Annotated in this window: 23 protein-coding genes; 7 read left to right on the top strand and 16 right to left on the bottom strand. The window is 69.6% G+C overall.

All coding sequences use genetic code 11. The features are described from left to right. Nucleotides 1-8 precede the first annotated feature (8 nt). Genes AC07Y4_RS26935 through AC07Y4_RS26920 form a run of 4 tightly spaced genes read right to left on the bottom strand, consistent with a single transcriptional unit; the run spans nt 9 to nt 5139 of the window. Nucleotides 9-1199 (bottom strand): acyl-CoA dehydrogenase family protein, encoded by a 1191-nt coding sequence (locus AC07Y4_RS26935; RefSeq protein ID WP_487849169.1) that lies wholly within the window; start codon nt 1197-1199, stop codon nt 9-11. 40 nt (nt 1200-1239) lie between these two features. Further along, the gene (locus AC07Y4_RS26930) at nt 1240-2208 is read right to left on the bottom strand and encodes a tripartite tricarboxylate transporter substrate binding protein (RefSeq protein ID WP_487849170.1); all 969 of its coding nucleotides are present in this window, start codon (nt 2206-2208) and stop codon (nt 1240-1242) included. A gap of 39 nt (nt 2209-2247) precedes the next feature. Further along, a complete protein-coding gene (locus AC07Y4_RS26925) occupies nt 2248-4335 on the bottom strand; it encodes an acetate--CoA ligase family protein (protein ID WP_487849171.1) in 2088 nt (695 codons plus the stop codon). Between the two features lie 6 nt (nt 4336-4341). After that, the gene (locus AC07Y4_RS26920; protein WP_062480497.1) at nt 4342-5139 is read right to left on the bottom strand and encodes an enoyl-CoA hydratase; all 798 of its coding nucleotides are present in this window, start codon (nt 5137-5139) and stop codon (nt 4342-4344) included. 90 nt (nt 5140-5229) lie between these two features. Here AC07Y4_RS26920 and AC07Y4_RS26915 point away from each other — a divergent pair, with 90 nt between their 5' ends. After that, nucleotides 5230-5991: an IclR family transcriptional regulator gene (locus tag AC07Y4_RS26915; protein ID WP_095947330.1), complete on the top strand. Its 762-nt coding sequence runs from the start codon at nt 5230-5232 to the stop codon at nt 5989-5991. 24 nt (nt 5992-6015) lie between these two features. Here AC07Y4_RS26915 and AC07Y4_RS26910 read toward each other — a convergent pair whose 3' ends face one another. Continuing rightward, a complete protein-coding gene (locus tag AC07Y4_RS26910) occupies nt 6016-6852 on the bottom strand; it encodes a MurR/RpiR family transcriptional regulator (protein ID WP_062480494.1) in 837 nt (278 codons plus the stop codon). Between the two features lie 160 nt (nt 6853-7012). Here AC07Y4_RS26910 and AC07Y4_RS26905 point away from each other — a divergent pair, with 160 nt between their 5' ends. Beyond that, nucleotides 7013-8758 (top strand): ATP-binding response regulator, encoded by a 1746-nt coding sequence (locus AC07Y4_RS26905; RefSeq protein ID WP_487849172.1) that lies wholly within the window; start codon nt 7013-7015, stop codon nt 8756-8758. On the opposite strand, the gene AC07Y4_RS26900 is transcribed toward AC07Y4_RS26905, so the two are convergent. Further along, nucleotides 8755-9822 (bottom strand): agmatine deiminase family protein, encoded by a 1068-nt coding sequence (locus AC07Y4_RS26900; protein ID WP_487849173.1) that lies wholly within the window; start codon nt 9820-9822, stop codon nt 8755-8757. The genes AC07Y4_RS26905 and AC07Y4_RS26900 overlap by 4 nt on opposite strands. A 113-nt stretch (nt 9823-9935) precedes the next feature. Between AC07Y4_RS26900 and AC07Y4_RS26895 the strand changes: the two genes are divergently transcribed. The 3 genes from AC07Y4_RS26895 (at nt 9936) to AC07Y4_RS26885 (ending at nt 13187) form a co-directional block, all read left to right on the top strand. Beyond that, nucleotides 9936-10814 (top strand): LysR family transcriptional regulator, encoded by an 879-nt coding sequence (locus AC07Y4_RS26895; protein ID WP_487849174.1) that lies wholly within the window; start codon nt 9936-9938, stop codon nt 10812-10814. A gap of 77 nt (nt 10815-10891) precedes the next feature. Continuing rightward, entirely contained in the window at nt 10892-12055 is a 1164-nt protein-coding gene (locus AC07Y4_RS26890; RefSeq protein WP_487849175.1) for an agmatine deiminase family protein, read from the top strand. A 34-nt stretch (nt 12056-12089) separates the two neighbouring features. Next, nucleotides 12090-13187: an agmatine deiminase family protein gene (locus tag AC07Y4_RS26885; RefSeq protein ID WP_487849176.1), complete on the top strand. Its 1098-nt coding sequence runs from the start codon at nt 12090-12092 to the stop codon at nt 13185-13187. Between the two features lie 10 nt (nt 13188-13197). Here AC07Y4_RS26885 and AC07Y4_RS26880 read toward each other — a convergent pair whose 3' ends face one another. Further along, nucleotides 13198-13845 carry a response regulator transcription factor gene (locus AC07Y4_RS26880; protein WP_139703137.1) on the bottom strand — a complete coding sequence of 216 codons (648 nt, stop codon included), beginning with the start codon at nt 13843-13845 and terminating at the stop codon, nt 13198-13200. 78 nt (nt 13846-13923) lie between these two features. Beyond that, nucleotides 13924-14424: a hypothetical protein gene (locus AC07Y4_RS26875; protein ID WP_487849177.1), complete on the bottom strand. Its 501-nt coding sequence runs from the start codon at nt 14422-14424 to the stop codon at nt 13924-13926. A gap of 230 nt (nt 14425-14654) precedes the next feature. Between AC07Y4_RS26875 and AC07Y4_RS26870 the strand changes: the two genes are divergently transcribed. Continuing rightward, nucleotides 14655-16316: a GMC family oxidoreductase gene (locus AC07Y4_RS26870; protein ID WP_495275368.1), complete on the top strand. Its 1662-nt coding sequence runs from the start codon at nt 14655-14657 to the stop codon at nt 16314-16316. Here the strand turns inward: AC07Y4_RS26870 and AC07Y4_RS26865 are convergent. The 8 genes from AC07Y4_RS26865 to AC07Y4_RS26830 are packed head-to-tail and all read right to left on the bottom strand — an operon-like array spanning nt 16282 to nt 22992. Beyond that, complete coding sequence (locus tag AC07Y4_RS26865; protein ID WP_159272412.1) at nt 16282-17310, bottom strand: LacI family DNA-binding transcriptional regulator; 1029 nt, start codon at nt 17308-17310, stop codon at nt 16282-16284. The genes AC07Y4_RS26870 and AC07Y4_RS26865 overlap by 35 nt on opposite strands. A 1-nt stretch (nt 17311) precedes the next feature. Beyond that, nucleotides 17312-18292 carry a 2-hydroxyacid dehydrogenase gene (locus AC07Y4_RS26860; RefSeq protein WP_487849179.1) on the bottom strand — a complete coding sequence of 327 codons (981 nt, stop codon included), beginning with the start codon at nt 18290-18292 and terminating at the stop codon, nt 17312-17314. Then, the gene (locus AC07Y4_RS26855; protein ID WP_062474731.1) at nt 18292-19245 is read right to left on the bottom strand and encodes a sugar kinase; all 954 of its coding nucleotides are present in this window, start codon (nt 19243-19245) and stop codon (nt 18292-18294) included. The genes AC07Y4_RS26860 and AC07Y4_RS26855 overlap by 1 nt, the downstream gene beginning before the upstream one ends. Before the next feature lie 10 nt (nt 19246-19255). Next, on the bottom strand, nt 19256-19999 hold the full coding sequence (locus AC07Y4_RS26850; RefSeq protein WP_487849180.1) for a sugar phosphate isomerase/epimerase family protein: 744 nt from the start codon (nt 19997-19999) through the stop codon (nt 19256-19258). After that, on the bottom strand, nt 19999-20754 hold the full coding sequence (locus tag AC07Y4_RS26845; protein WP_487849181.1) for an amino acid ABC transporter ATP-binding protein: 756 nt from the start codon (nt 20752-20754) through the stop codon (nt 19999-20001). The genes AC07Y4_RS26850 and AC07Y4_RS26845 overlap by 1 nt, the downstream gene beginning before the upstream one ends. Nucleotides 20755-20781: 27 nt before the next feature. Continuing rightward, entirely contained in the window at nt 20782-21579 is a 798-nt protein-coding gene (locus tag AC07Y4_RS26840; protein ID WP_095744763.1) for a transporter substrate-binding domain-containing protein, read from the bottom strand. A gap of 56 nt (nt 21580-21635) precedes the next feature. Continuing rightward, nucleotides 21636-22289 carry an amino acid ABC transporter permease gene (locus AC07Y4_RS26835; protein WP_062474720.1) on the bottom strand — a complete coding sequence of 218 codons (654 nt, stop codon included), beginning with the start codon at nt 22287-22289 and terminating at the stop codon, nt 21636-21638. A 31-nt stretch (nt 22290-22320) separates the two neighbouring features. Further along, nucleotides 22321-22992 carry an amino acid ABC transporter permease gene (locus AC07Y4_RS26830; protein WP_062474717.1) on the bottom strand — a complete coding sequence of 224 codons (672 nt, stop codon included), beginning with the start codon at nt 22990-22992 and terminating at the stop codon, nt 22321-22323. A gap of 135 nt (nt 22993-23127) precedes the next feature. On the opposite strand from AC07Y4_RS26830, the gene AC07Y4_RS26825 reads away from it, so the two are divergent. Next, the gene (locus AC07Y4_RS26825; RefSeq protein ID WP_487849182.1) at nt 23128-24822 is read left to right on the top strand and encodes a hypothetical protein; all 1695 of its coding nucleotides are present in this window, start codon (nt 23128-23130) and stop codon (nt 24820-24822) included. Nucleotides 24823-24849: the final 27 nt, after the last annotated feature.

The following is a 24849-nucleotide window of genomic DNA, read 5'->3' as shown; positions in this document are numbered from 1 at the left end:
GTCTTCAATCAGTTCTTGGGCAGGCCCAGCATCTGCTCGGCCAGGATGTTGCGCTGCACTTCGGAGGTGCCCGCCAGGATGGTTTCGGCGCGCGTCCACAGGTAGTCGCGCACCCAGGCCGCGGCCTGCGGGTCAGCGCCCGTGGGCTCGGGGCCGGCCAGCGCGCGCTCGCCCAGCACTTCCATGGCCGTGGCGAGCAGCTTCTGGTGCGACTCGCTCCAGTGCAGCTTGGTCGACGAACCCTCGGGCCCCGGCGGCCCGCCGCGCATCGCGTGCGTGAGCGCGCGGTATGACTTGAGCTTGAGCACATGGCTGTCGACCGCCAGCCGCGCGAGGTCGCGCCGCAGGTGCGGGCAGTCGAGCGCGGGGCGTCCGCCCCTTTGCACGCCGGCCGCCAGCCGCGTGAGCGCGCCCAGCTCCTGCGTGAAGCGCACCTGGCGCGGAATGAAGTAGGTGCCGCGCTCGAAGCTCGCGGCGGCCATCGCCAGGCGCCAGCCGCCGTTCTCCTCGCCCACCAGCGCGTCGAGCGGCACCTTCACGTCCTCGAAGAAGACCTCGTTGAAGTCCGACTCGCCCGTGATCTGGCGGATGGGTTCCACGCGCACGCCGGGGCTCTTCATGTCGATCAGCAGGAAGCTGATGCCCTTGTGGCGCGCGGCCGCGGCGTCGGTGCGTGCGAGCACGAAGCAGTGGTCGGCAATGTGTGCGAACGAGGTCCACACCTTGTGGCCGTTGAGCACGTAATGGTCGCCACGCCGCTCGGCGCGCGTGGACAGCGCCGCGAGGTCGGAGCCCGCGCCAGGCTCGGAATAGCCCTGGCACCAGATCTCGCGGTTGCTCAGGATGCCCGGCAGGTAGCGTGCCTTCTGCGCCTCGCTCGCGAAGTGGATCAGCGTGGGCGCCAGGATGCCGTGGCCGATGATGTTCACGCCCAGCGGCGCGCCGATGCGGGCCTGCTCCTCGTGGAAGATGGCCTGCCGCGTGAGCGGCCAGGCCTTGCCGCCGTGGGCCTCGGGCCAGCCCAGGCCGGACCAGCCGGCCTGGCACACGTGGTCTTCCCAGGCGCGGCGCCAGGTCAGCTCGTTGGCGTCGGGCGCCCCCCCGGGCCAGGCGGCGACGAAGCGCGGATAGTGCGTCTCGAACCAGTCGCGCAACGTGAGGCGGAAGGCTTCATCTTCCGCCGAGTAACCCACTTGCATGCTTGTCTGCTTTCTCGTTCTTGCTGATGGATCGCGGGTGTCAGTCGGCCTTTGCGCCAGAGTCCTTGATGACCTTGGCCCACTTCACGATGTCCTTGCGCAGGAACGCGGCGAACTCGTCGGGCTTGTTGCCGATGATGTCCAGGCCCAGGCTGCGGAACTTGTCCTTCACCTCGGGCTCCTTGAGCACCTCTTGCAGCTCGTCGTACAGCTTGTTCACGACCGCCGGGGGCGTCTTGGCCGGTGCGACCACACCCAGCCACGGCATGGCTTCGTAGCCGGGCAGGCCCGACTCGGCGACGGTGGGCGTGTCGGGCAGCGACTGCGAACGCTGCGCCGTGGTCACGGCCAGCAGGCGCACCTTGCCGTCCTTGATGAAGGGGCCCGAGGACGCGTAGGCGTCGAACATCACCTGCAGCTGGCCGCCGATCATGTCGGTGAGCGCGGGCGCGCTGCCCTTGTAGGGGATGTGCTGCATCTTCACGCCGGCCACGCTGTTGAAGAGCTCGGCCTCCAGGTGCGTCGACGTGCCCGCACCCACCGAGCCGTAGTTGGCCTTGTTGGGGTTGGCCTTGAGCCAGCTCACGAGCTCGCCCACGTTCTTCGCCGGAATGCTCGGATGCACCACCAGCACGTGCACCACCGAGGCCACCTGCGAGACCGGCGCGAAGTCTTTCACCGGGTCGTAGTTGACCTTGCTGTACAGGCTGGGCGCGATGCCCAGCGACGAGGCCGCGAGCAGCAGCGTGTGGCCATCGGGCGCGGCCTTGGCCACGTACTCCGACGCGATCATGGTGCCGGCACCGGGCTTGTTCTCCACCAGCACGGGCTGGCCCAGGCGCTTGTGCAGGCGCTCGGCCAGCAGGCGCGACATGATGTCGGCCGCGCCGCCGGGCGAGAACGGCACGACGAGCGTGACGGGCTTGGTCGGGTAGGTCTGCGCCGCGGCAGTTCCGCCCGCCAAAGCGGCGGCGGCCAGGGCCACGCAGGCCAGTGCTTTCTTGAACATGGGATGTCTCCTGTCTCTGTCGATGGTTGTGGTTGTGTCTTACGAAGCCAGGACCAGCGCGTCGAGCGCGCGCACGCCCTGGCCCTGTTCCTTCACGAGCAGCGGGTTGACCTCGACCTCGTCTGCCTGTTCCTGCAGCGCCAGCACGGCGCGTGAAAACCCGGCGATGGCGCGGCACGCGGCCTCGACGTCGCCCAGCGGCCGGCCGCGGTAGCCGGTGAGCAGCGGAAAGGCCTTGAGCTCGCCCAGCATGTCGCGCGCCATCGCTTCGTCGACCGGCAGCACGCGGTGGCTCACGTCCTTGTACAGCTCGGTGAGCACGCCACCCAGGCCCACGGTCAGCGTCATGCCGAACACCGGGTCGCGCGTGGCGCCGAGGATGAGTTCGGCCTGCCCGGCTTCCATCTTCTGCAGCAGCGCGCCGTCGATCTGCGCCGTGGGCGCATAGGCGCGCGCCGAGGCCATCACTTCGTCGAAGGCCTTGCGCACCTCCTGCGCGTTGCCCAGGCGCAGGCGCACGCCGCCGGCCTCGGTCTTGTGCGCGATGTCGGCACTGAGCACCTTGAGCACGACCGGAAAGCCCAGCCGCCCGGCCACGGCCGCGGCTTCGTCCGCTGTGCGCGCCACGGCCTCGTCGACCGGCTGCACGCCGAATTCCGCGAGGTAGCGCTTGGTGGTGTGCTCGTCGGCGCGGCCTGCCAGCGTGGCGCGCGCGGGCGCAGGCTGGCTGCGCACCTGCAGCCAGGGGTTGTGCTTGCGCCGCTCCTGCCACAGCAGGAAGGGCGACAGCGCCGACACGGCCACGCCGATGTCCTCGAACACCGGCACGCCGCCCGCGCGCAGTTGCTCGCGCGTCTTCGCCGCGCCGGTGTCGATCGCGACGATCAGGCGCGGGTGCTTGTCCGCCACGGCGCACAGGTCGTCGGCCATGCGGTCGAGCATGTAGCCCGGCGCGTAGACCACGATGGCGTCGATGGCGTCGGACACGGCCAGCGCTTCCATCGCGGTGCGCACGAAGCCGGGGTCGTTCACCACGTTGCCCGTCACATCGACCGGGTTGGAGACCATGCCGTAGTCGGGAATGCCGGCGCGCAGCTGGTCTTGCAGCGGCTGCGGCAGCGTGGGCACGTCGAGCCCCTGGCCGATGAACTTGTCGGCCAGGATCGCGCCCAGCGCGCCCGAGATCGTGATGATCGCCACGCGCTTGCCCGCGCTGCGCTGCCGGTAGCCGGCCAGGTGCGCGAGCTGCGCCATCTGCGCGAAGTCGTGGCTCTGGATGATGTTGAGCTGGCGAAACGCGGCCTGGTAAATCTGCTGGTCGCCCGCCAGCGCCGAGGTGTGCGAGCGCACGGCCTCGGAGCCCTTCTCGGTTTCGCCGGCCTTGTAGAGGATGAGCAGCTTGTCGCGCCGCACGAACTCGGCCGCGGCCTCCATGAAGCGCGGGCCGTCGCGCAGCTCCTCGATGTAGCCGATGCCCACTTCGGTGGCGTCGTCCTGCGCCAGGTACTCCAGGTACTGCGCGAAGTCCACGCAGGCCTCGTTGCCGGTGTTGATGAAGTGGCTGAAGTCCACGCCCAGCCGGCGCGCAATGGCGTACACCGCGGCGCACACGTTGCCGCTTTGCGTGAGCAGGCTCACGCGGCCCGGGCCCTGCTGCATCGGCGCGGTGTTGAACACCGAGGCAAAGTTGGTGTGGGCCTGCGTGTTGAGGTTGGCGAAGCCCATCGCGTTCGGGCCCGCGACCACCATGTCGGTGGTGGCCACGAAAGCCTCCAGCTCGGCCTGCAGCGCGGCGCCCGCGTCACCGGCTTCGGCAAAGCCCGCGGCATACACGATGACCGCGCGCACGCCGCGCGCCTGGCAGCGCCTGAGCATCGGCGTGACCTCGGCCGCGGCCAGTGCGAGGACCACCAGGTCGGGCGCGGCGGGCAGCGCTTCGAGGTCGGGCCAGCAGCGCAGGCCGAAGACTTCTTCGTACTTCGGGTTGATCGGGTAGATCGCGCCCCGGTAGCCGAATGTCGTGAGGTGCGCGAGCGGCATGCCGCCGATGCGCGCGGCATTGCCGCTGGCGCCGACCACGGCGATGGAGGCCGGGTTCAGCAGGGGTTCGAGACGGTGCAAAGTCATCTTCGTTCAGGCGGAGGCGGGGTTCTTCTGGATGGCCGAAGCCAGGCCACGGTCGCGGGCCGTGAGAAAGCCCTCGCTCAGGTGCGAGAGCTGGTGCGTGTCGAAGTGCGCGGCCAGCGCGGTGCGCAGGCCCTGCGCGTCGAGCGTGCGGTTGATCGAACGCTTGATCAGGCGCAGCCCGAACGGCGGCGCCTTGGCGATCTGCTGCGCCAGCGCCAATGCGGCGTCGGCCAGCTCGGCATCGGGCACCACGCGGTTCACCATGCCGATCGCTTGGGCCTCCTGCGCCGACAGCTTGCCGCCGGTGTAGAGCATTTCCTTGGCCTTGCGCGCGCCCATCACCCAGGGGTGGATCAGCACCTCGGTGGCCGCCGCGCCCAGCGTGTGGCCCACGGGGTCGCTGAAGAAGGCCGACTCGCCCGCGACCACCAGGTCGCACATGTTGGCGATCATGAAGCCGCCCGCCACGCAGGCGCCCTGCACCTGCGCGATGGTGGGCTTGGGAAAGTCCCAGATGCGCATCGAGTAGTCGAAGTAGCGCAGCTCTTCGTAGGCCCAGCGCTCTTCCACGGTGAAGTTGGCGCGCTCAGCCTGCGCCTGCTTGAGGTCGTGGCCGGCCGAGAAGTGCGCGCCCTTGCCGCCGAGCACCACGGCGTTCACCGTGTCGTCGCGCGCGGCGTCGTCGAAGGCGGCCATGAGCTCGTCCAGCATCTGCTGGCTCTGGGCATTGCGCTGGGCGTCGCGGGCCAGCAGGATGCGGCGCACGGCGCCGTGGTGTTCGATTTCGAGGGTGTCGTACGCCATCGTGTGTCTCCGGGTCTGTGTCTGGGGCGGGGGCAGTTTAGACTTCGAAATTCCTGCATCCCAAACACTAATTCCAATTTTTCCCACTATATGGACGAACCCAGAGAGACCGCCGGCGCCCAGAGCCTGCGGCGCGCCCTGCAGTTGCTGCGTCTGCTGGCCGAGCACCACGAGGAAGGCATCAAGCTCACCGAAGTGATCGCCGCCTCGGGGCTGGAGCGCTCGACCGTGCACCGCCTGCTCTCATGCCTGGCCGAGGAACAGTTCGCCGAGCGCGACCCCGACGGCAAGGCCTACCGCCTGGGCATCGACGCCATGCAGCTGGGCTTCGCCTCGATGCGGCGCGTGCCGCTGGTGGACTCGTGCCGCGCGCTCATGCAAAAGCTCGCGCGCATGTCGGGCGACACCGTGTTCCTCGTGATCCGCCAGGGCGACTACTGCGTGTGCCTGCACCGCGAGGAAGGGCACTTTCCGGTGAAGGTGTTCACCACCGACGTCGGCGGGCGGCGCCTGCTGGGCCTGGGCGCGGGCGGGCTGGCGCTGATGGCCGCGCTCACCGACGCCGAGATCGACCGCATCCTCGAGCGCCACACCGCCGAGTACGCGCAGGCCGGCTTCACCCGCGAGCGCATGAAGCAGGCCGTGAAGCGCACGCGCGCGGCGGGCCATGCGGACATCGTGGACACGCTCACCGAAGGGGTGTCGGGCGTGGGGCGCACGTTCGCGGCGTCGGCCACCACGTTGGCCGCGATCAGCTTCGGCGCCATCACGCCGCGGCTGCCGCCGGCGCGCAAGAAGGAGATGGCGCAGTTGTTGAAGACGCAGTTGCCGCGCAGCGAAGCGGCGAAGTAACCGGCACGGAGGCCGCGCGGCCTTCTAGAGCTCGCCGTTTTCCTCGTGCCCCAGCTCGATCGCCGCCAGCCGCTTGCGCCCGGCCGAGCCGGCGGCCTCGATCACCATCGTGGCGATCAGGTCGCACACGCCCATCACGGCCGCGTGGTTGTCGAGCAGCCCCGGGCCGCGGCAGTCGCATTGCAGCGACCAGGTGGCGCCCGCGAAATCGGGCGAGGCGCGGTCGCTGATGTAGACGATCTTCGCGCCGACGCGCTGCGCGCCCGCGAGCAGGGTGTCGAGCTGGCGGGTCTGGCGGCGCGTGCCGAACACGATCACGCAGTCGCGCTCGCCCAACCCCGCCAGGTGCTCGGCCAGCGTCTCGCCGGGGCCCGGAATGGCGGTGACGCGCGGCACCACCTGGATGATCTGCCAGCGCAGGTACAGCGCAAACGCGTGGCTGCTGCGCGTGCCGAAGATCAGCACCTGCCCTGCGCCGATGATCGCCTTCACGATCTCGGCCATCTGCTTGTCGCTCAGGCGCTCGAAGGTGCTCGCCAGGTTGGCCTGCGACTGCTGGAAGTGCGTGGCCACGAGGTGGCCGCGCTTGGAGGCTTCGGTGGCGTTCTGGAACAGCGGCGAGCCCGTCTGCTTTTCTTCGCGCACCTGGCGCCGCGCCTCTTCGTAGTTCTCGTAGCCGATGCGCCGGATGAAGCGGCTCACCGTGGAGGGCGACACGCCCGCCAGCTCCGCCAGTTCATTGCCCGCATAGCTGGCCAGCTCGCCGGGAAACTCCAGGACGAAATCGGCAAGCTGGCGTTCGGTCGCGGACAGCTGGTCGAGCTGGCTGCGAACGCGGCGGACGAAGGAATCGGCGGACATGGGTGGGCGGTGGGAAGCGGCGCACGATGATGCCATGCCGCCTGCGCGGCCTCGGGGCAAGCGCAGGCATTGGACTAAAGTCCCATGACGCCCCCCACGCCACGCGTTACCTTGAGATCGCCACCTTCGGCGATCCCACCTCCTCCCCCTTCACACACCGATGAGCGCCACCCCACCCACGACGCCCGCCGACCCCGTCTTTGCCGCGCGCATGGCTGCCTTGCGACGCAACTTTCCGTTCTCGCTGCTCGGCGTGATGCTCACGGCGGGGCTGGTGGTGGCGGCGCTGTGGGGCGCCGTGCCGCACGAGCAGCTGCTGGCCTGGGTCGGCGCCAACGCGGTGCTGACGGCAGCGCGCGCCTGGCAGGTGGCGCGCTACCGGCATGCCGAGCACGACCCGGGCGCGCTGCGGCGCTGGCGACGCGGCGCGATGGTGGGCGCGGTGCTCGGCGGCTTGCTGTGGGGGCTGCCGCTGGCGGTGTGGATGCTGCAGGTGTCGCTGCCGCAGCAGATGTTCATCGTGGTGGCGATGCTCACCATGGGCACGGGCGCGATCTATGCCTACTGCATCGACCTGGGGCTCCTCTACGGTTTCCAGGTGACGTACTTCGCGCCCGCGATCCTCGCGATGGCCACGCTCGACGACGTGCTGCTGCGCGTGATGTCGGCGGCCGGCGTGCTCTACCTGTTCGTCACGCTGGCCTTCGCGCAACGCATGTACCGCACGCAGGTCGACTCGCTCGAGCTGCGTTTCGAAAACCTCTACCTGCTGCGCCAGCTGCGCCTGGAAAAAGACGCGGCCGAGCGCAGCGACCTCGCCAAGTCGCGCTTCCTTGCCGCGGCCAGCCACGACCTGCGTCAGCCGGTGCATGCGCTGAGCCTGTTCGTGGGCGTGCTGCGCGGGCAGGCGCTGCCGGCGGCGAGCCGGCACGTGGTCGACAGCATCGGCCGCGCCGCCGCGGCGATGGGGCTGCTGTTCGAAGGCCTGCTCAACATCTCGCGGCTCGACGCGGGCGTGGTGCGCGTGAAGGCGCGGCCGTTTGCGCTGGCACGCCTGCTCGACCAGATCCAGCTGGAGTTCGCGCCGCAGGCGGCGGGCAAGACGCTGTCGCTGCGCTTGCGCGCGGGCGATGCCGTGGTGCACTCCGACCCCGCACTGCTCGACCGCGTGCTGCGCAACCTGGTGGAGAACGCGATCCGCTACACGGCGCGCGGCGGCGTGCTCATCGGCTGCCGCCGCGCGGGCGCCGACGCGCTGCGCATCGAGGTGTGGGACACCGGCCCCGGCATTCCACCCACCGAGCAGGAGCAGGTGTTCTGGGAGTTCCACCAGCTCGGCAACCCCGAGCGCGACCGCACCAAGGGGCTGGGCCTGGGCCTGGCCATCGTGCGCCGCACGGCCGCGCTGCTGGGCCATCCGCTGGCGCTGCGCTCGCGCGTGGGCCGGGGCACGGTGTTCTCGGTGACGGTGCCACTGGCGCGCCAGGCGCTGCCCGCGCCCGAGGCGCCGCCCGCGCCGCTGCCGGCCGACACCGGCCGCTTGGTGCTCGTGGCCGAGGACGACGGCGAAAGCCGCCTGGGCCTGCAGCTGCTGCTCGAAAGCTGGGGCCTGCGGGTGATCGCGGCCGAAGGCGGCGACGAGTTGCTGGCACTCGCCGCGCGCCAGCCCGGCAAGCCGGCGCTGATCGTCAGCGACTACCGCCTGCGCGCGGGCGAGACCGGCATCGACGTGGTCGACCGCCTGCACGAGGAATACAACGACGATGGCATTCCCGCGCTGATCGTGAGCGGCGACACCGATCCGCGCCGCCTGAGCGACGTGGCGGCGCGCGGCTGGCAGATGCTGCACAAGCCGGTGGACCCGGCGCAGCTGCAGGCGACGGTGTCGCAGCTGATCGCGCCCTAGAAGCCGCGCACGGCCAGGCGACTCCCCCGCATCGGCTGCTGCTGCGTGGAGCAGTGCACGGCGCCACCGCCCAGCGAGATCGCATCGATGGGCAGCAGTTCGACGCGGCGGCCCGGGAACGCACGCGCGAACACCTCGCGCGCCTGCGCATCGCGCGGCACGCCGAAGGCGGTCGAGATCACCGCGCCGTTGACGAGGATGTAGTTCGAATAGAGGTCGCAGAAGCGCGCGCTGCCGTAGCTGTGCACGTCGCGCGGCACGGGCAGGTCCAGGATCTCGAAGCGACGGCCGCACGCGTCGGTCGCCAGTTCGAGCGCGCGGCGGTTCTCCTGCATCGCGCGAAAGTAGTCGCCCTGGTCGGGGTCGGCCGCATTGAAAAGAATGCGGGCCGGCGCCATGAACGACGCGATGCCGTCGATGTGGCCGTCGGTCTCCACCTCGGCCGCATGGCCCGGCAGCCAGACGATCTTGTGCACACCGAGCATGCGCCGCAGCTCGGCCTCGATCTCCGCTTTGCGCAGGCCCGGGTTGCGGTTGGGGTGCAGCAGGCAGCTCTCGGTGGTGAGCAGCGTGCCCTGCCCGTCCACGTAGAAGGCGCCGCCTTCGAGCACCATGTCCGAACGCACCAGCGGCACGCCGGCCAGCGCGGCGATGTCCGCGGCGGCGCGCTGGCAGCCGTCATGCGGGTGGTACTTCTCGCCCCATGCGTTGAAGCGGAAGCCCGCCGCCGTTTGGCTGACATGGTGTTCGTCGACGAGGAAGATCGGACCGCAGTCGCGCAGCCAGTTGTCTTCGGCCGCGATGGGCACCACGCGCACCTGCGGGCCGCAGGCCGCGCGAGCCGCGTCGGCCAGCGGTGCGTGCGCGGCCACGATGCAGCGCTGGTAGCGCGCGATGGTGCGCGCCAGCAGGCCGAACGCGCGGCAGACCGCGTCGTAGTGCGCGCCCCACAGGGTTTCGCGGTGGTCGAGCACCGGCCAGCCCAGCCAGGTGGCGGCCATCGGCTCCCATTCGGCGGGCATGCGCAGGCCGGCGCGGCGAGCGTCGAAATCGTTGGAAATCAAAGGGTCCTTCAGAAGAAATTGCAGGGACGCTCACTCTGACTTGAATTCCTTCGATGAAAAAGCGACATTTCTTGGCTGAATTCATCGACCCCATTCATATGTCAAACACCCGCTTGCCCTCTTTCAAGTTCCTCATCGGCTTCGAGGCGGCGGCGCGCCTGGGCAATTACTCGCGCGCGGCGGAAGAGCTGTTCGTCTCGCAGTCCGCCGTGAGCCACCAGATCTCGCAGCTGGAGCAGCAGGTCGGCCAGCCGCTGTTCCGGCGCAAGGGGCGCGGCGTGGAGCTGACGGTGGCGGGCAGCCTGCTGCTGGACAGCGTGGGCAAGTCGCTCGAGCACATCCGCAACGGGCTGGCCCGCATCGAGACCTACATGGACGATCGGCTCGTCACGCTGGTGTGCCCCGCACCCGTGGCCAGTGGCTGGCTGCAGCCGCGTGTCGACCGGCTGCTGCAGGCGCACCCGGACCTGTGCCCGATCATCTCGGTCGACGAGAGCGCGCGCTTCATCGACGAGCTCGACGTGGACATCGCCATCACCCGCGCGCCGCTGCGGCAAGAGGGTGTGTTCGAAGTGCCGCTGCTCACCGACGAGCTCGTGGCCGTGGGGCCGCCCACACAGGAAGAGGAAGACAACCTCGGCCTGCTGTGCCTCGAAGAAGACCTCACGAGCGACCGCATCGGCCCCTTCATCCGCGCGCATTTCGGCGGCCTGCGCAAGGCCGCGATCTACGACGACCCGCGCCTGGTGCTCGACGCAGCCTTGCGCGGCCGGGGCATCGCGCTGGTGTCGCGGCTGCTGGCCGACGACGCCCTGCGCACGGGGCAATTGCGGCAGTGGCCGGACAGCCCGAGCCTGCCGCTGGGCACCCTCTGGATCGCGTGCGCCGAGGGCCCCTCACGCCTGCCGCTGGTGCGGGAGGTGTTCGACAGCCTGCGGCGGTTTGCGCAGGAAGACGCTGGCGATATGAGCCATATCGATCAATCCATTTAAAAGACATCAATTGTGTAGATAGATAGGCATCGACAGAATTCGGGGCTTCTTAGAACTTAGTAATAACCCTGATTCCAATGACAACGCGACGCACTCTCCTGGGCCTGGGCGGCCTGGGCCTTTTCGGTGGACTCGTGACCGCTTGCGGCGGCGGCGGTGGTGGGAGCGGCAGCGGCATGCTGCCGCCCTTCCCCGTGCCCATGCCGACCCCTTCGCCGGCACCCGCCCCGGCGCCCGCGTCCGGCTGGCGCATGCCCGACGAAGGCGACGCCCACCGCGCCGTGTGGATGGCTTTCGCGGCGCGCGAATCCATCTGGACGGCCGAGATGCGCCAGCCGGTGTTCCAGGCGCTGGCGCGCATCGCCAATGCCATCAGCGTCTACGAACCGGTCAAGATGCTGGTGAATCCCGCGGATGCTTCCACGGCCCGCCAACTGTGCGGCTCCAACGTGCACCTGATCGAACACGCCATCGACGACCTCTGGATGCGCGACACCGGCTGCGTCTTCGTGCGCAACGCCCGTGGCGAGCGCGCCGCCGTGAGCTTCAACTTCAACGGCTGGGGCAACCAGCAGGCCCATGCACGCGACGCCACGGTGGCCGCGCGCATGGCCGAACTCACGGGCGTGCCGCTGCTGCGCAGCAGCCTCGTGATGGAAGGCGGCGGCATCGAGGTCGATGGCCAGGGCACGGCGATCATCACGGAGAGCTGCGTGCTCAACAAGAACCGCAACCCGGGCGTCAGCAAGGCCGACGCAGAGGCCGAGCTCAAGCGCATGCTGGGGCTGGACAAGATCATCTGGCTGCCGGGCATTGCGGGCCGCGACATCACCGACGGCCACACCGACTTCTATGCGCGCTTTCTCAAGCCCGGCGTGGTCGTGGCGGCGCTGGACACCGACCCGAAATCGTACGACCACGCCGTGACGCACCGCCACCTGGAACTGCTGACCGGCGCCACCGACGCGCGCGGGCGCCCCTTGCAGATCGTCACGCTGAAGACGCCGAGCCAGGTGCGCCCCACCTTTGCACGCAAGGAATTCGCGGCCGGCTACGTCAACTTCTTCCTCACCGACAAGGCGGTGTTCCTGCCCGAGTTCGGCGACGCCGTGGCCGACAGCGCAGCCCGCGCGGCACTGGCCGCGCACCTGCCCAGCCACCAGATCGTGCAGCTGGACATCGACGCCATCGCCGCGGGCGGTGGCGGCATCCACTGCACGACGCAACAGGAACCGGCGTGATGCCGCGCCCCCTCCCCTGATTCCGGAGACCGACATGCACCTTCCCCTGACCCGCCGCCGCCTGCTGCACGGCATGGGCCTGGCCCCGCTGGCGTGGGCCACGTCGTCCATCGCCACCGCCGCGGCGCCCGACACCTGGCACATGCCCGACGAGGGCGACGCGCACCGCGCCACCTGGATGTCCTTCGGCCCCAGCGAACGGGTCTGGGGGCGGCGCCTGCTGAAGCCGGCGCGCGAACACCTGGCGCAGATCGCCCGCACCATCGCCGCCTTCGAGCCCGTGCACCTGCTGGTGCGCGAGCAGGAGCACGACCTGGCGGCGCGGCTGTGCGGCAACCGCGTGACGCTCGAGGTGCAGCCGGTGGACGACCTCTGGATGCGTGACACCGGCCCCGTGTTCGTGCGCAACGGCGCGGGCGAATGGGCCGGCGTCGACTTCAACTTCAACGGCTGGGGCAACAAGCAGTCGCATGCGCGCGACGCCGAAGTGGCCGAGTACGTGACCGACGCCGCCGAGGTGCAGCGCCTGCGCACGCGGCTCGTGCTCGAAGGCGGCGGCATCGAGGTCGACGGCGCGGGCACGGCGATCATCACCGAGAGCTGCGTGCTCAACGCCAACCGCAACCCCGGCCTGCGCAAGGAAGCCTGCGAGGCCGAACTCAAGCGCCTGCTGGGCCTGCGCAAGATCATCTGGCTGCCCGGCATCGCGGGCCGCGACATCACCGACGGCCACACCGATTTCTATGCGCGCTTTGCCGCACCGGGCGTGGTGGTCGCGGGCCTGGACGACGACCCCGATTCCTACGACCACGCCGTGACCCGGCGCCACCTGGAGATCCTGCGCCAGGCCACCGATGCACGCGGCCAGCGCCTGCGCGTGGAAGTGCTGCGCGGCCCGGAATCGGTGCGCAGCACCTACGAGTCGGACGAGTTCGCGGCGGGCTACATCAACTTCTATGTCTGCAACGGCGCCGTCATTGCGCCGCAGTTCGGCGATGCGCGCGCCGACGGCAACGCCCGTGCGCTGCTGCGCGAGCTGTTCCCCAAGCGGGAGGTGGTGCAGCTCGACATCGACGCCATTGCCGCGGGCGGCGGCGGCATCCACTGCACGACGCAGCAGCAGCCGCGCTGATGCGTTGGCCCTAGCGCGGGCGACCGAGCATGCCCGCGCGCCGCGCCGCGATCACGGCCTGCGTGCGGCTGGTCACGCCGAGCGCGCCGAAGATCGCCGAGATGTGCGCCTTGATCGTCTTCTCGCTGGTGGCCAGGCGCAGCGCGATCTCGGCGTTGCGCAGCCCTTCGCACAGGAGCTGCAGCACCTCGGCCTGCCGCGCCGTGAGCGTGCTCAGCACGTCGGTGGGCGTCGACAGCACGGGCAGCGACGCACCGCCCGCCGGCGAGGCCTGCACCACGTTCTGCTCGCCCGCCATGACGCGGCGCAGCGCGTCCATGAGCTGCTGGCTGTCGGCCGACTTGTGCACGAAGCCCTGCGCGCCGGCGTCGAGCGCGGTGTCGATGTCCTGCGGGTCTTCGGAGGCCGACAGCACCAGGATGCGCAGGCCGCCGCGCCGCCGGTGCAGCTCGGCCAGCAGGGCCGCGCCACCGAGGTCGGGCAGGTAGTAGTCGGTCATCACCGCGTCGAGCCGGGGCAAGGTGGCGAGCGCCTCGAGCGCTTCGGCGCCGTTGCGGGCCGTGGCGACGGTCATCGTCGGCTCGGCTTCGCGCAACGCGAGGAACAGGCCTTCGCGAAACATCGCGTGGTCGTCGATCAACAGGATGGTGGCGGGCATCCTTCGATTCTGGCGGCAACCGGCGTCGAACCCCACGGTTCCCCGTGGGTGCCGGAGGAAACCCGCCGGGTATCGCCCTCAGCGGTCGGCAGGCGGACGGCGCGCCGCGGACGTGCGCAAGCCCGGCCGCGGCGACACGCGCGATGCAGCACGACGGTGACGCAGCACGCGCGACCCTCGGCGCCCTGGCGGTGCCGACGGCGGTGTCTGCCGGTGGGCCTCGAACCGCGCTTCCTTCTGCTTCAGGTAGTGCATGAGCACGTGCGACACCATGTTCAGCCCGATGGTGCCGAACGCCGCCGGAAAGATGTACAGCGCGATCGACAGCTCCGACGAGAAGACGAGATCGTCCGCCAGCGAAGGCGTGGCCTGCGCCAGCCGCGCCAGCGCGCGCAGCAGGAAGATGTCCGCGCCCGCCAGCGCGATCAGCAGCAGGCCGAAGGCCAGCACGGTGGTCTTGGAGAACTCGCGCCGCACGAACAGCGTGACGAAGATCGCGGCGGGCAGCACCAGCGAGCACAGCACCAGCGCCCAGAAGCGGACCTCGGTGAATATCGTCGCGTCTGAAAGCAGGTGCATGGGCAGAGCGTTGAAGGGCGGGCGCCGGGTCGGCCGCTCCGAAGGCGCATTGGGCCACGGGCGGCGCGTTGCAATTTGTCCGCTGGGTGAAGCATCGGTAAAGCCCCCAAGGTACGTCCACGGCAGGGGAAACCCGTGGGGCCCGACCCCGGGGTCGCTGGCCACAATGCCGGTGCACGCATCGGCGCCTCGGCGCCCCCAACATCCAACGACAAGAAGGACCAGATGCCATGGCGGAATTCGACTACGTGATCGTGGGCGGCGGCTCGGGCGGCGCCACGCTGGCCTCGCGCCTGAGCGAGGACCCGTCGGTGACGGTCTGCCTCATCGAGGCCGGCGGCGACGGCCGCGGCATCCTCGTGCGGGCGCCGGCCGCCGTGGTGGCGATGCTCCCGGGGCGCCCGCGCATCAACAACTACGCCTACCAGACCGTGCCGCAGCCCGGCCTGAACGGGCGGCGCGGCTACCAGCCGCGTGGGCGCTGCCTGGGCGGCTCCAGCGCGATCAACGCCATGCTCTACGTGCGCGGCCACCGCGAGGACTACGACGACTGGGCGCGTTCAGGCTGCGCCGGCTGGAGCTTCGACGAGGTGCTGCCGCACTTCCTGCGCGCCGAAGGCAACCAGCGCGGCGCCAGCGCGCTGCACGGCGCCGACGGGCCGCTGCAGGTGTCGGAGCAGCAAAGCCCGCGCGCCATCACCGAGGCCTTCGTGCGCGCTGCCGCCGAGTGCGGCATTGCGCGCAACGACGACTTCAACGGTCCTGAGCAGGAAGGCGCGGGGCTCTACCAGGTCACGCAGTTCCACGGCGGCGCGAAGAACGGCGAGCGCTGCTCGGCCGCCGCGGCCTACCTGCACCCGGTGATGGACCAGCGCCCCAACCTCTCGGTAATGACCGGCACGCAGGCCCTGCGCGTGGTGCTCGAAGACCGGCGCGCGGTGGGCGTCGAGGTGCGGCGCGGCGGCAACGTCGAAACCATTCGCGCACGCCGCGAGGTGGCGCTGTGCGGCGGCGCCTTCAACTCGCCGCAGCTGCTGATGCTCTCGGGCATCGGCGACCCCGACGAGCTCGCGCGCCACGGCATCGAAGTGCGACATGCGCTGCGCGGCGTGGGGCAGAACCTGCAGGACCACTGCGACTTCATCGTCGCCTACAAGTCCAAGCAGACCGACATGTTCGGCATCGGCCCGGTCGGCGGGCTGCACCTGCTGAAGGCCATCGGCCAGTGGCGCCGCGACGGCACGGGCCTGGTCGCCACGCCCTTCGCGGAAGGCGGCGCCTTCATCAAGTCGTCGCCCGAGCTGCGCCGGCCCGACCTGCAGCTGCACTTCGTGATTGCGATCACCGACGACCATGCGCGCAAGCTGCACGCGGGCTTCGGCTTCTCGTGCCATGTGTGCGTGCTGCGCCCCAAGGGCCGGGGCGACGTGCGGCTGAACGACGCCAGCCCCGACTCGGCGCCGCGCATCGACCCACGCTTCCTGGCCGACCCGGAAGACATGGCGCTGCTGCTGCAGGGCGTGAAGAAGACGCGCGAGATCATGCGCGCGCCCGCGCTCGAAAAATACCGCCACCGCGAGGTCTACACCGCCGAGGCCCACACCGACGCGCAGCTCGAAGCGCACATCCGCGCGCGCGCCGACACCATCTACCACCCGGTGGGCACCTGCAAGATGGGTGTGGATGCGATGGCGGTGGTCGACCCGCAGCTGCGCGTGCACGGCATCGCGGGCCTGCGCGTGGTCGATGCCTCGGTGATGCCGACGCTGATCGGCGGCAACACCAACGCGCCGACGATCATGATCGCGGAGCGCGCGGCCGGCTGGATGCGCGGGCCCGCCTCCTTTGCGGCATCCGCTACGGCAGTGCCGTCGATGAGCCTCGCACCATGAGTTCGCCCGGCAGCAGCAGCTGACGCGGCGCCGCGTCGAGCCCGCGCAGGCGCTCGATGAGGCAGGTGGCCGCCGCGCGGCCGATCTCGTCGGTCGGCTGCGCCACGGTGCTCAGGCCCGGCCCGATGAGCGAGGCCCATTCGGGATCGTCGAAGCCCACGAAGCCCAGGTCGGCGCCGAAGCGCCAGTCCAGCCGCGCCATGGCCTGCGCCACGCGCAGCGTGACCACGGCATTGCCCGCGACCACCGCCGCGCGGCGACCGCGCTTGGCCCGCTGGCGCAGCGCGCGCAAGGCGTCGTCGAGCGCGTCGTTCTCGCCCTCGACCGATTCGAAGACCTCGCCCGCCACGCGCGGCTCGTGCGCCGCCACGCAAGCGCCGAAGGCGGCCGTGCGCTCGCGCCGCGAGCTCACACCCTTCTGCGGCTCGGTGACGTACAGCAGCTCGCGGTAGCCGCCTTCGACCAGGTGGCCGCAGGTGTCGCGCATGGCGGCGTGGTTGTCGAGCGAGACGAAATCGGTGTGCATGCCCGTGTGTCGGCGGTCGACCAGCACGGCGGGCTTGCCGTGCAGCGTGACCGCGTCGACCACGTTGCTGCCGCGCCCCAGCGTGTTGAGGATGAAGCCGTCGACCTGGTAGCCCGCGAGCGCATTGATGGCCTCGCGCTCGCGTTCGCTCTCGTTGCCGAGGTTGAACAGCATCACGAGGTAGCCGGCGTCCTGGCAGGCCTTTTCGGCGCCGCGCAGCACGGCCACCGAGTACGGGTTGGTGATGTCGGCCACGATCAGGCCGATGAGCCGCGAGCGGCCGTGGCTCAGCGCCTGTGCCATCGGGCTGGGCGAATACGCCAGCTTGGCGATGGCGGCCTCGACGCGCGCGGCGATGTCGGGGCTCAACAGCCGCTCGCGGTGGTTCAGGAAGCGCGAGACGGTGGCCTTGGAGACGCCCGCGGCTTCGGCGACGTCGGCGATGGTGGCGCGGCCTGTGGGCTTCATGTCAGGCGGCGGCGGTGTCGTAGGGGGCCGTGGGCTTCTGCCCGGCCAGCACCTGCAGCAGATTGGTCGTGGCCAGCGCGGCCATCGCATGGCGCGTCTCGTGCGTGGCCGAGCCGATGTGCGGCAGCGGCGTGACGCGCGGATGCGTGCGCAGCGGCGAGTTGGCCGGCAGCGGCTCCTTCGCGAACACGTCGAGGCCGGCGGCGCGCAAGTGACCGTGGTCGAGCGCGTCGAGCAGCGCGGCTTCGTTCACGGTGGCGCCACGGCCGCCGTTGATGAACGACGCGCCCGGCTTCATGCGCGCGAAGAAGGCGGCGTCGATCATGCCGCGCGTGGCGTCGGTCAGCGGCAGCATCGCGAGCACGATGTCGGCGCGCGCGAGCAAATCATCGAGCGGCGTGTGCGTGGCGCGGCCTTGCAGCTCGGGCGCCTGCGCGGCCAGGTCGACCGGGCGGCGCGCGTGGTACAGCACCGGCATGCCGAAGCCCAGCGCGGCGCGGCGCGCCACGGCCTGGCCGATCCGGCCGAAACCGAGGATGCCCAGCGTCTTGCCGTGCACGTCGGTGCCGAAGAATTCCTCGCCGATGTTCTTCGTCCAGCGGCCTTCGCGCACCATCGTCGACAACTCGACCACGCGGCGCTGCGTGGCCATGAGGATCGCGAACACCGTGTCGGCCACCGTCTCGGTGAGCACGTCGGGCGTGTGGCACAGCACGATGTGGCGCTTGTGCAGTTCGGCCAGCGGGTAGTTGTCGACGCCGACCGACACGCTCGAAATCACTTCGAGCTGCGGCGCTGCATCGAGCAGCGCGGCGTCGACGTTGTAGCTCGAACCGATCAGCCCGTGCGCGGTGGCAAGCGCAGCGGCAAAGGCCTCGGGCGCCTTGCGCGGATCGGCCACGGTGACGTGGTGCACCGCCTGCAGGCGCGCTAGTTGGTCTTCGGGCAGGGCCCGGAACACCAGCACGTTCTTTCTCGTCATCAGAGCCCCGCTTCTTCGAGTTGCGCCCGCGTCGGCAGGCCTTCGGTGTCGCCGAGCACCTGCACGGCGCGCGCGCCGATCCAGGCGCCGCGGCGCACCGCGTCGGGCACGCTGCGGCCTTCGAGCAACGCGCTCACCACGCCGGCCGCAAAGCCGTCGCCCGCGCCCACGGTGTCGATCACTTCCTTCACCGGGAAGCCGTCGACATGGCCGGTGCCGGCCACGTCGCTGTCGTAGTAGGCGCCGGCCGCGCCGAGCTTGACGACGACCAGCTTCGCGCCGCGTTCGCGGTAGAACTTCGCCACGTCTTCGGGCTTGTCGTGGCCGGTGAGCAGCAGGCCCTCTTCGATGCCGGGCAGCACCCAGTCGGCGCGCGAGGCGAGTTCGTTCACCCAGTGACGCATCGTTTCGGTGGACGACCACAGCGTGGGCCGCAGGTTGGTGTCGAACGAGATGGTGCGGCCGGCCGCGCGCATCACGTCCATCGACTTGAGCGCCGCCTGCAGGCTGGTCTCGGAGATGGCGGCGAACACGCCGGTGGCGTGCAGGTGGCGCGCCGAGCGCAGCCAGGCTTCGTCGACGTCAGCCGGGCCCATGTGGCTGGCAGCCGAACCCTTGCGGTGGTATTCGATCGGTGGGTCGCTGCCGTCGGTGACGCGGCCCTTGAACTGGAAGCCGGTGCGCTGCGTCGCGTCGGTGATCACGTGCGAGCAGTCGATGCCTTCGGCGCGCATCGCGGCCAGCAGCGCGCGGCCCATGGAGTCGGTGCCCAGGCGGCTGGCCCAGCCGACCTTCAGGCCCAGGCGCGACAGGCCGATGGCCACGTTGGTCTCGGCGCCGGCGGTGCGCTTGTGGAACGCCTCTGCGTCTTCCAGCGGGCCGGGCCGGTCGGCCACCAGCAGCAGCATGGCTTCGCCGAACAGCGCGACGTCGAAGGCGGTGGGTTGCGTCATGTGTGTGTTCCTACGCTCGTGCGGCGCGGATGAAGTCGATCTGCGTGCGGGTGACGGCCAGCAGGTCGTCGCCCACCAGAGGGTATTCGATGGCGTGGGGCACGTCGGCCGGCAAGGCGCGCAACACCGCGCGCCATGGCGCGACCGAGTCGCCCATCGGCACCGCCACCCACTTGTGCGGCAGGCGCTGCGCGCCCTTGCAATGCACGTAGCGCACGCGGTGGCCGAGCGTCTGCGCGGCCTGCAGCGGGCACTCGCCGAGCCAGTGCCAGTTGCCCATGTCGAAGGTCATTCCGAGCGGCACGCCGGCGCGGTCGGCCACGTCGAAGAAGGTCTGCAACGCGGCCAGCGTGCCGGCGCGCACCGTCTGGTCGTTCTCGATGAGCAGCTCGACGCGGGTCTCGGCCAGCGCCACCTTCAGGCCCCAGAGCGAACCGTGCGACGAAGCCTGGAAGTCGCCGATGGCCATCTTGAGCCGCTTCGCGCCCACGCGCGTGGCGGCGGCGATGCCGCGTTGCAGCGCGGCGCTGTCGAGCCAGCCGCCTTCGGCCCACAGGCCCTCGGGGCTGGAGTACACGGAAGCCAGGCCGTCGAGCGCGGGCAGTTCCGCATCGGCGTCACGCAGCATCTCGCCGCGCACTTCCACCGAATCGGCACCGGCCGCGCGCGAGAGTTGCGAGCACCAGAGCTGGCCGTGCCGCCCCACCTCGGCCGCACCGAAGGACGACAGAGAAATCAGGACTTCGAAGGCCATCAGTGGGCTTGGTGCGAGCTGAGAATTTGCCCGAGGAACTGGCGCGTGCGCTCGTCCTTGGGGTTGCGGAAGAACTCCTGCGGCGGCGCCTGCTCGACGATCTTGCCGTCGGCCATGAAGATCACGCGGTCGGCCACGCTGCGGGCAAAGCCCATCTCGTGCGTCACGCACAGCATGGTCATGCCGTCTTCGGCCAGGCCGATCATGGTGTCGAGCACTTCCTTGACCATCTCGGGGTCGAGCGCGGAGGTGGGCTCGTCGAACAGCATGATCTTGGGCGACATGCACAGCGCGCGCGCAATCGCCACGCGCTGCTGCTGGCCGCCCGAGAGCTGGCTCGGGTACTTCCTGGCCTGCTCGGGAATGCGCACGCGCGTGAGGTACTTCATGGCCACCTCTTCCGCCTGCGCCTTGGTCATGCCGCGCGAGCGCATCGGCGCCAGCGTGCAGTTTTCCAGAATGGTGAGGTGCGGGAACAGGTTGAACTGCTGGAACACCATGCCGACTTCGGCGCGCACCGCGTCCACGTTCTTGCCGCCGGCCGTGAGGTCGATGCCGTCGACCACGATGCGACCCTTTTGCACCGTCTCGAGCCGGTTGATGCAGCGGATGAGCGTGGACTTGCCCGAGCCCGAGGGCCCGCAGATCACGATGCGCTCGCCCTGGCGCACCGACAGGTCGATGCCGGTCAACACCTGGAATTCACCGTACCACTTGTTGACCGCTTCCATGCGGATGATCGATTCCGTCGTCATGCCAGGATTCCCTTCAAGCGCTTTCGCTTATTGCATCTTCGGCAGGTCGGCCTGCAGCCACTTTTGATAGAGCTTGTTCAGCTCACCGTTGGCGGTGTTCTTCTGCACGAATTCGTTCACGGCCTTGGTCAGCTCTTCCTGGCCCGGACGCATCGCGATGCCCATCGACTGCTGCACCAGCGTGAACTTGTTTTCGAAGGTGTTGGCCGGCACGCGCTTGGCAATCTGCGCAGCCACCGTGACCGAGCAACCGATGGCATCGACCTGGCCCGAGATCAGCGCCTGCATGGCCGAGGCGTCGTCGTCGAAGCGGCGGATTTCCGTGCCTTCGGGTGCGGCCTTGGTCACGGCCACGTCTTGCGTCGAGGCGCGGGCCACGCCCACGCGCAGGCCCTTCAGGTCGCCTGCCGCCTTGATGGAGGTCTTGGTCGCGCCGTACAGCACGATGGTCGCGGCCGCGTAGGGCTGCGAGAACTGCACCTGCTTGGCACGCTCGGGCGTCACGGCCAGCGAAGCCACCAGCAGGTCGACCTTGTTGGTCAACAGGAACGGAATGCGGTTCGGGCCGGTGACCGGCACGATGTTGGCCTTGACGCCCCAGTCTTTCGCCAGCAGCTTGGCCACGTCGGCGTCGTAGCCGTCGGGCTGGTTCTTGGCGTCGGTGGTGCCGTAGGGCGGGAAGTCGACCAGCATGCCGATGGTGATCTCGCCCTTCTTCTTGATGTCGGCCATGCTTTGTGCCGAAGCGAAGGGAGCGAACACGGTCAGCGCGGCGCCGAGGCCCAGGGCTGCGATGGCAGCGCGGCGGGTGGTGGTAACGGTCATTGGATGTGTCTCCTGAATAAAGAAAGGAAGCGACGAGAAAGAAAAAGCGAAAAGGGTCAACGTGCGAGCGCCTGGGCGCGCTTGCGCTCCATGCGCGCCGCCAGCAGCGACAGCGGCCAGCAGATCACGAAGTAGATGGCGGCCACCACCGAGAACACGATGAGCGGCTGGAAGGTGGCGTTGTTGACGATCTGTCCGGCGCGCGTGACCTCGACGAAACCGATGATGGCCGCGAGCGACGTGCCCTTGATGATCTGCACCAGGTAGCCCACCGTGGGCGCCAGCGCGATCTTGAAGGCCTGCGGCAGCACCACGTCGCGCATGCGCGCCACGTAGTGCAGGTTGAGCGCCTGCGCCGCCTCCCACTGGCCGCGCGGAATGGCCTGGATGCAGCCGCGCCAGATTTCGCCCAGGAAGGCCGCGCTGTTCAGCACCAGCGCCACGCCCGCGGCGACCCACGGGTTGATGTCCAGCCCCAGCACCGGCGCGCCGAAGAACACCAGGAACAGCTGCAGCAGCAGCGGCGTGCCCTGGAAGATCTGAATGAAGGTGGTCGACACGGCGCGCGCCCACGTCGATTCCGACGTGCGCATCAGCGCGATGAGCAGCCCCAGGATCGCGCCGCCCACGAAGGCGATGGCCGACAGCGCCAGCGTCCACTGGGCCGCTTCGAGGATGAAAAGGAATTCGGGAAAACCGAAGGTGCGCATGGTGTGTGCTCCGTCCGTCGTGGTCAGTCAGTTACCGGCGGTCCGGGTAGTTGAGCGTGCGCTTGTAGATCAGCTTGAACATGGCCGAGAAAGCCAGTGCCAGCGCGAGGTAGATGGCGGCCACGACGATGTAGATCTCGAAGCTGCGGAAGGTCTGCGACTGCAGGTTGGCGGCCACCGAGGTCAGGTCGTCGGCCGAGATGACCGAGACCACGGCCGAGCTCAGCATCAGCAAAATGAACTGGCTCGTGAGCGCGGGGTAGATGGCCTTCAGCGCGGGCTTGATGATCACGAAGCGGAAGATTTCCCAGGGCTTGAGGTTGAGCGCGCGGCCCGCCTCGATCTGGCCCTTGGGAATCGACTCGATGCCCGCGCGGATGATCTCCGTGGCGTAGGCGCCCAGGTTCACCACCATGGCCACCAGCGCGGCCGTCTGCGGCGACCAGCGCAGGCCGATGGCCGGCAGTGCGAAGAAGAAGAAAAACAGCTGCACGAGGAACGGCGTGTTGCGGATCACCTCGATGTAGGCATTGACGATGAAGCGCAGCCAGCCCGGCCCCGAGGTCTTGCCCCAGGCACAGAAGATGGCCACCACCAGCCCCAGCAAGGTGGCGGTGAGCGAGAGCTGCACAGTGATCCACGTGCCCTTGAGCAGCAGCGGCCAGGCGGCAAAGACGGCGTCGAATTGGAACTGGTAGTTCATGGCGGAGCGTGCACGGCCAGGCCGTGCGCAGACCCTGAAAGGAATGCTTGCAGCTTAAATGAAACCGGTTTCAGGCCTAGCTAGGGATTCCCCTAGGTGGGCGTTTTGCCCTACCCGCCTGCCTACACTGGCGCGATGCCGAACCCCCACGCGGACCCCACTTCTCCCCCGGCAGGCACCCCGGCCACCGGCCCCGTCGTGCAGCATTTCCGGCAGGCGCTGCTCTGGCCCTTGCGCCTGGTGCCGGCGCCCGGCGCGGCGCCCACGCACCACGGCCCCTGGCACGTGCTGCGCGACATGGGCGACGCCTCGCCCTGGCGCGAGGAGGTCGACGAATACACCGGCGAGAGCGGCCGCTTCCACGAGCGCCACTACAACGAGTTCGTGAGCTTCCTGCCCTACGTGCAACGCTTTTTGTACGGCGAAGGCCGATCGCGCGGCAGCACCGACGCCGCGGGCAGCGACGGCGATTCGCCGATGCGCGTGTTCCGCCGCCGCGACATCGCGGCCGTGCGGCTGGTGGCGCACCCCGGCGAGGCGCCCATCACCCTCGACGTGATTCACTGCGACCTGTACTTCTTCTTCGACATCGACGTGGTGCTGCTCAACCTCGAGGTCGGCACCGACCACCTGAGCCTGGCGCAGGCGCAGGACATCCTCTACCGCTTCGGCCGCGCCTACCCCTCGGGCTGGGAGCCCGACGGCGCCGCCCTGCACTGCATGGCCAGCGTCGAGTGGCTGGACGCCGACGGCCGCGTGCTCGCCGCCTCCGACGCGCAGCAGCGCGACGCCTTCCTGTCGCATGTGGCCCAGCACCGCGCACCGCGCATCGCCGCGCACTGGGCCTACCTGATGCAGCCGCTGGTGAGCGACCATTCGGACGATCCCGGCGTGCTGCGCTACCGCCAGATCGAGTACTACCGCATGCCGGTGATGGCCTACCTGTCGCTGGACGATCCACGCCGCCTCACGCGCGACGACTTCGTGCGGCTCGCGCTCGTCACCGGCGCGGGCGGCGCCGACGCCCACCTGCCCTATGCCGAGCACCACCTGGCCGACTTCGAGCACACCTACTGCTACGACCGCTTCTGGGTGAACACGGGCGCGGCGCCCAACACGCGCTACCTGTGCAACGGCCACGCCCTCGTCGTGGTGGGCGACGCGCGCTCCGAGTTCTTCTGCTGCCGCGACCGCGGCGTGCTCGCGCAGTTCAGGCACCAGCACTTCCTGCTGTTCCTCATCGCGCATTTCCAGAAGGCCTCGCTGCTGATGTTCTCGGACCAGCTGGTCGAGGCGCTCAAGAAGCTCGACATCCGCAGCACGCCGAGCGTGAAGCAGTTCAAGCGCGCCATCCGCGCGAGCTTCGAGCGCTTTCTTCGCTTCACGCACCGCTATTGGTTCCACGAGATTTCGGAGCAGGCGCAGGTGCGCGCGCTCTCGCACATGTGCGCCGCGCACCTCGGGCTCGACCCGCTGTACGACGAGGTCAAGGCGCGCATCGCCGACATGAACACCTACCTCGATGCCGACAGCCTGCGCCGGCAGGCCAGCACCGTGGTGCGGCTCACGGTGGTCACGCTGTTCGGCCTCATCGGCACCGTCACCACCGGCTTCCTCGGCATGAACCTGCTGGCCGAAGCCGACGCGCCGCTGTGGCGCAAGGCGATCTGGTTCGGCGTGGTGTTCGTGTTCACCACCTGGCTCACGATCTACACGATGGTGAAGTCGCAGCGGCTGTCGGACTTCATCGATGCGCTGTCGAACGACAGGCTGAGTTTCAGGGGCAAGCTGGCGGCGTTGGCGCGGGTGTGGCGGGCGGGGACGGACTGAAGGTTTGGTTCAGGGCGACGCTCACGC

Source organism: Variovorax sp. GW460-12-1-14-LB1 (assembly GCF_059423605.1).
This window is presented reverse-complemented; position numbering and strand designations above follow the sequence as displayed.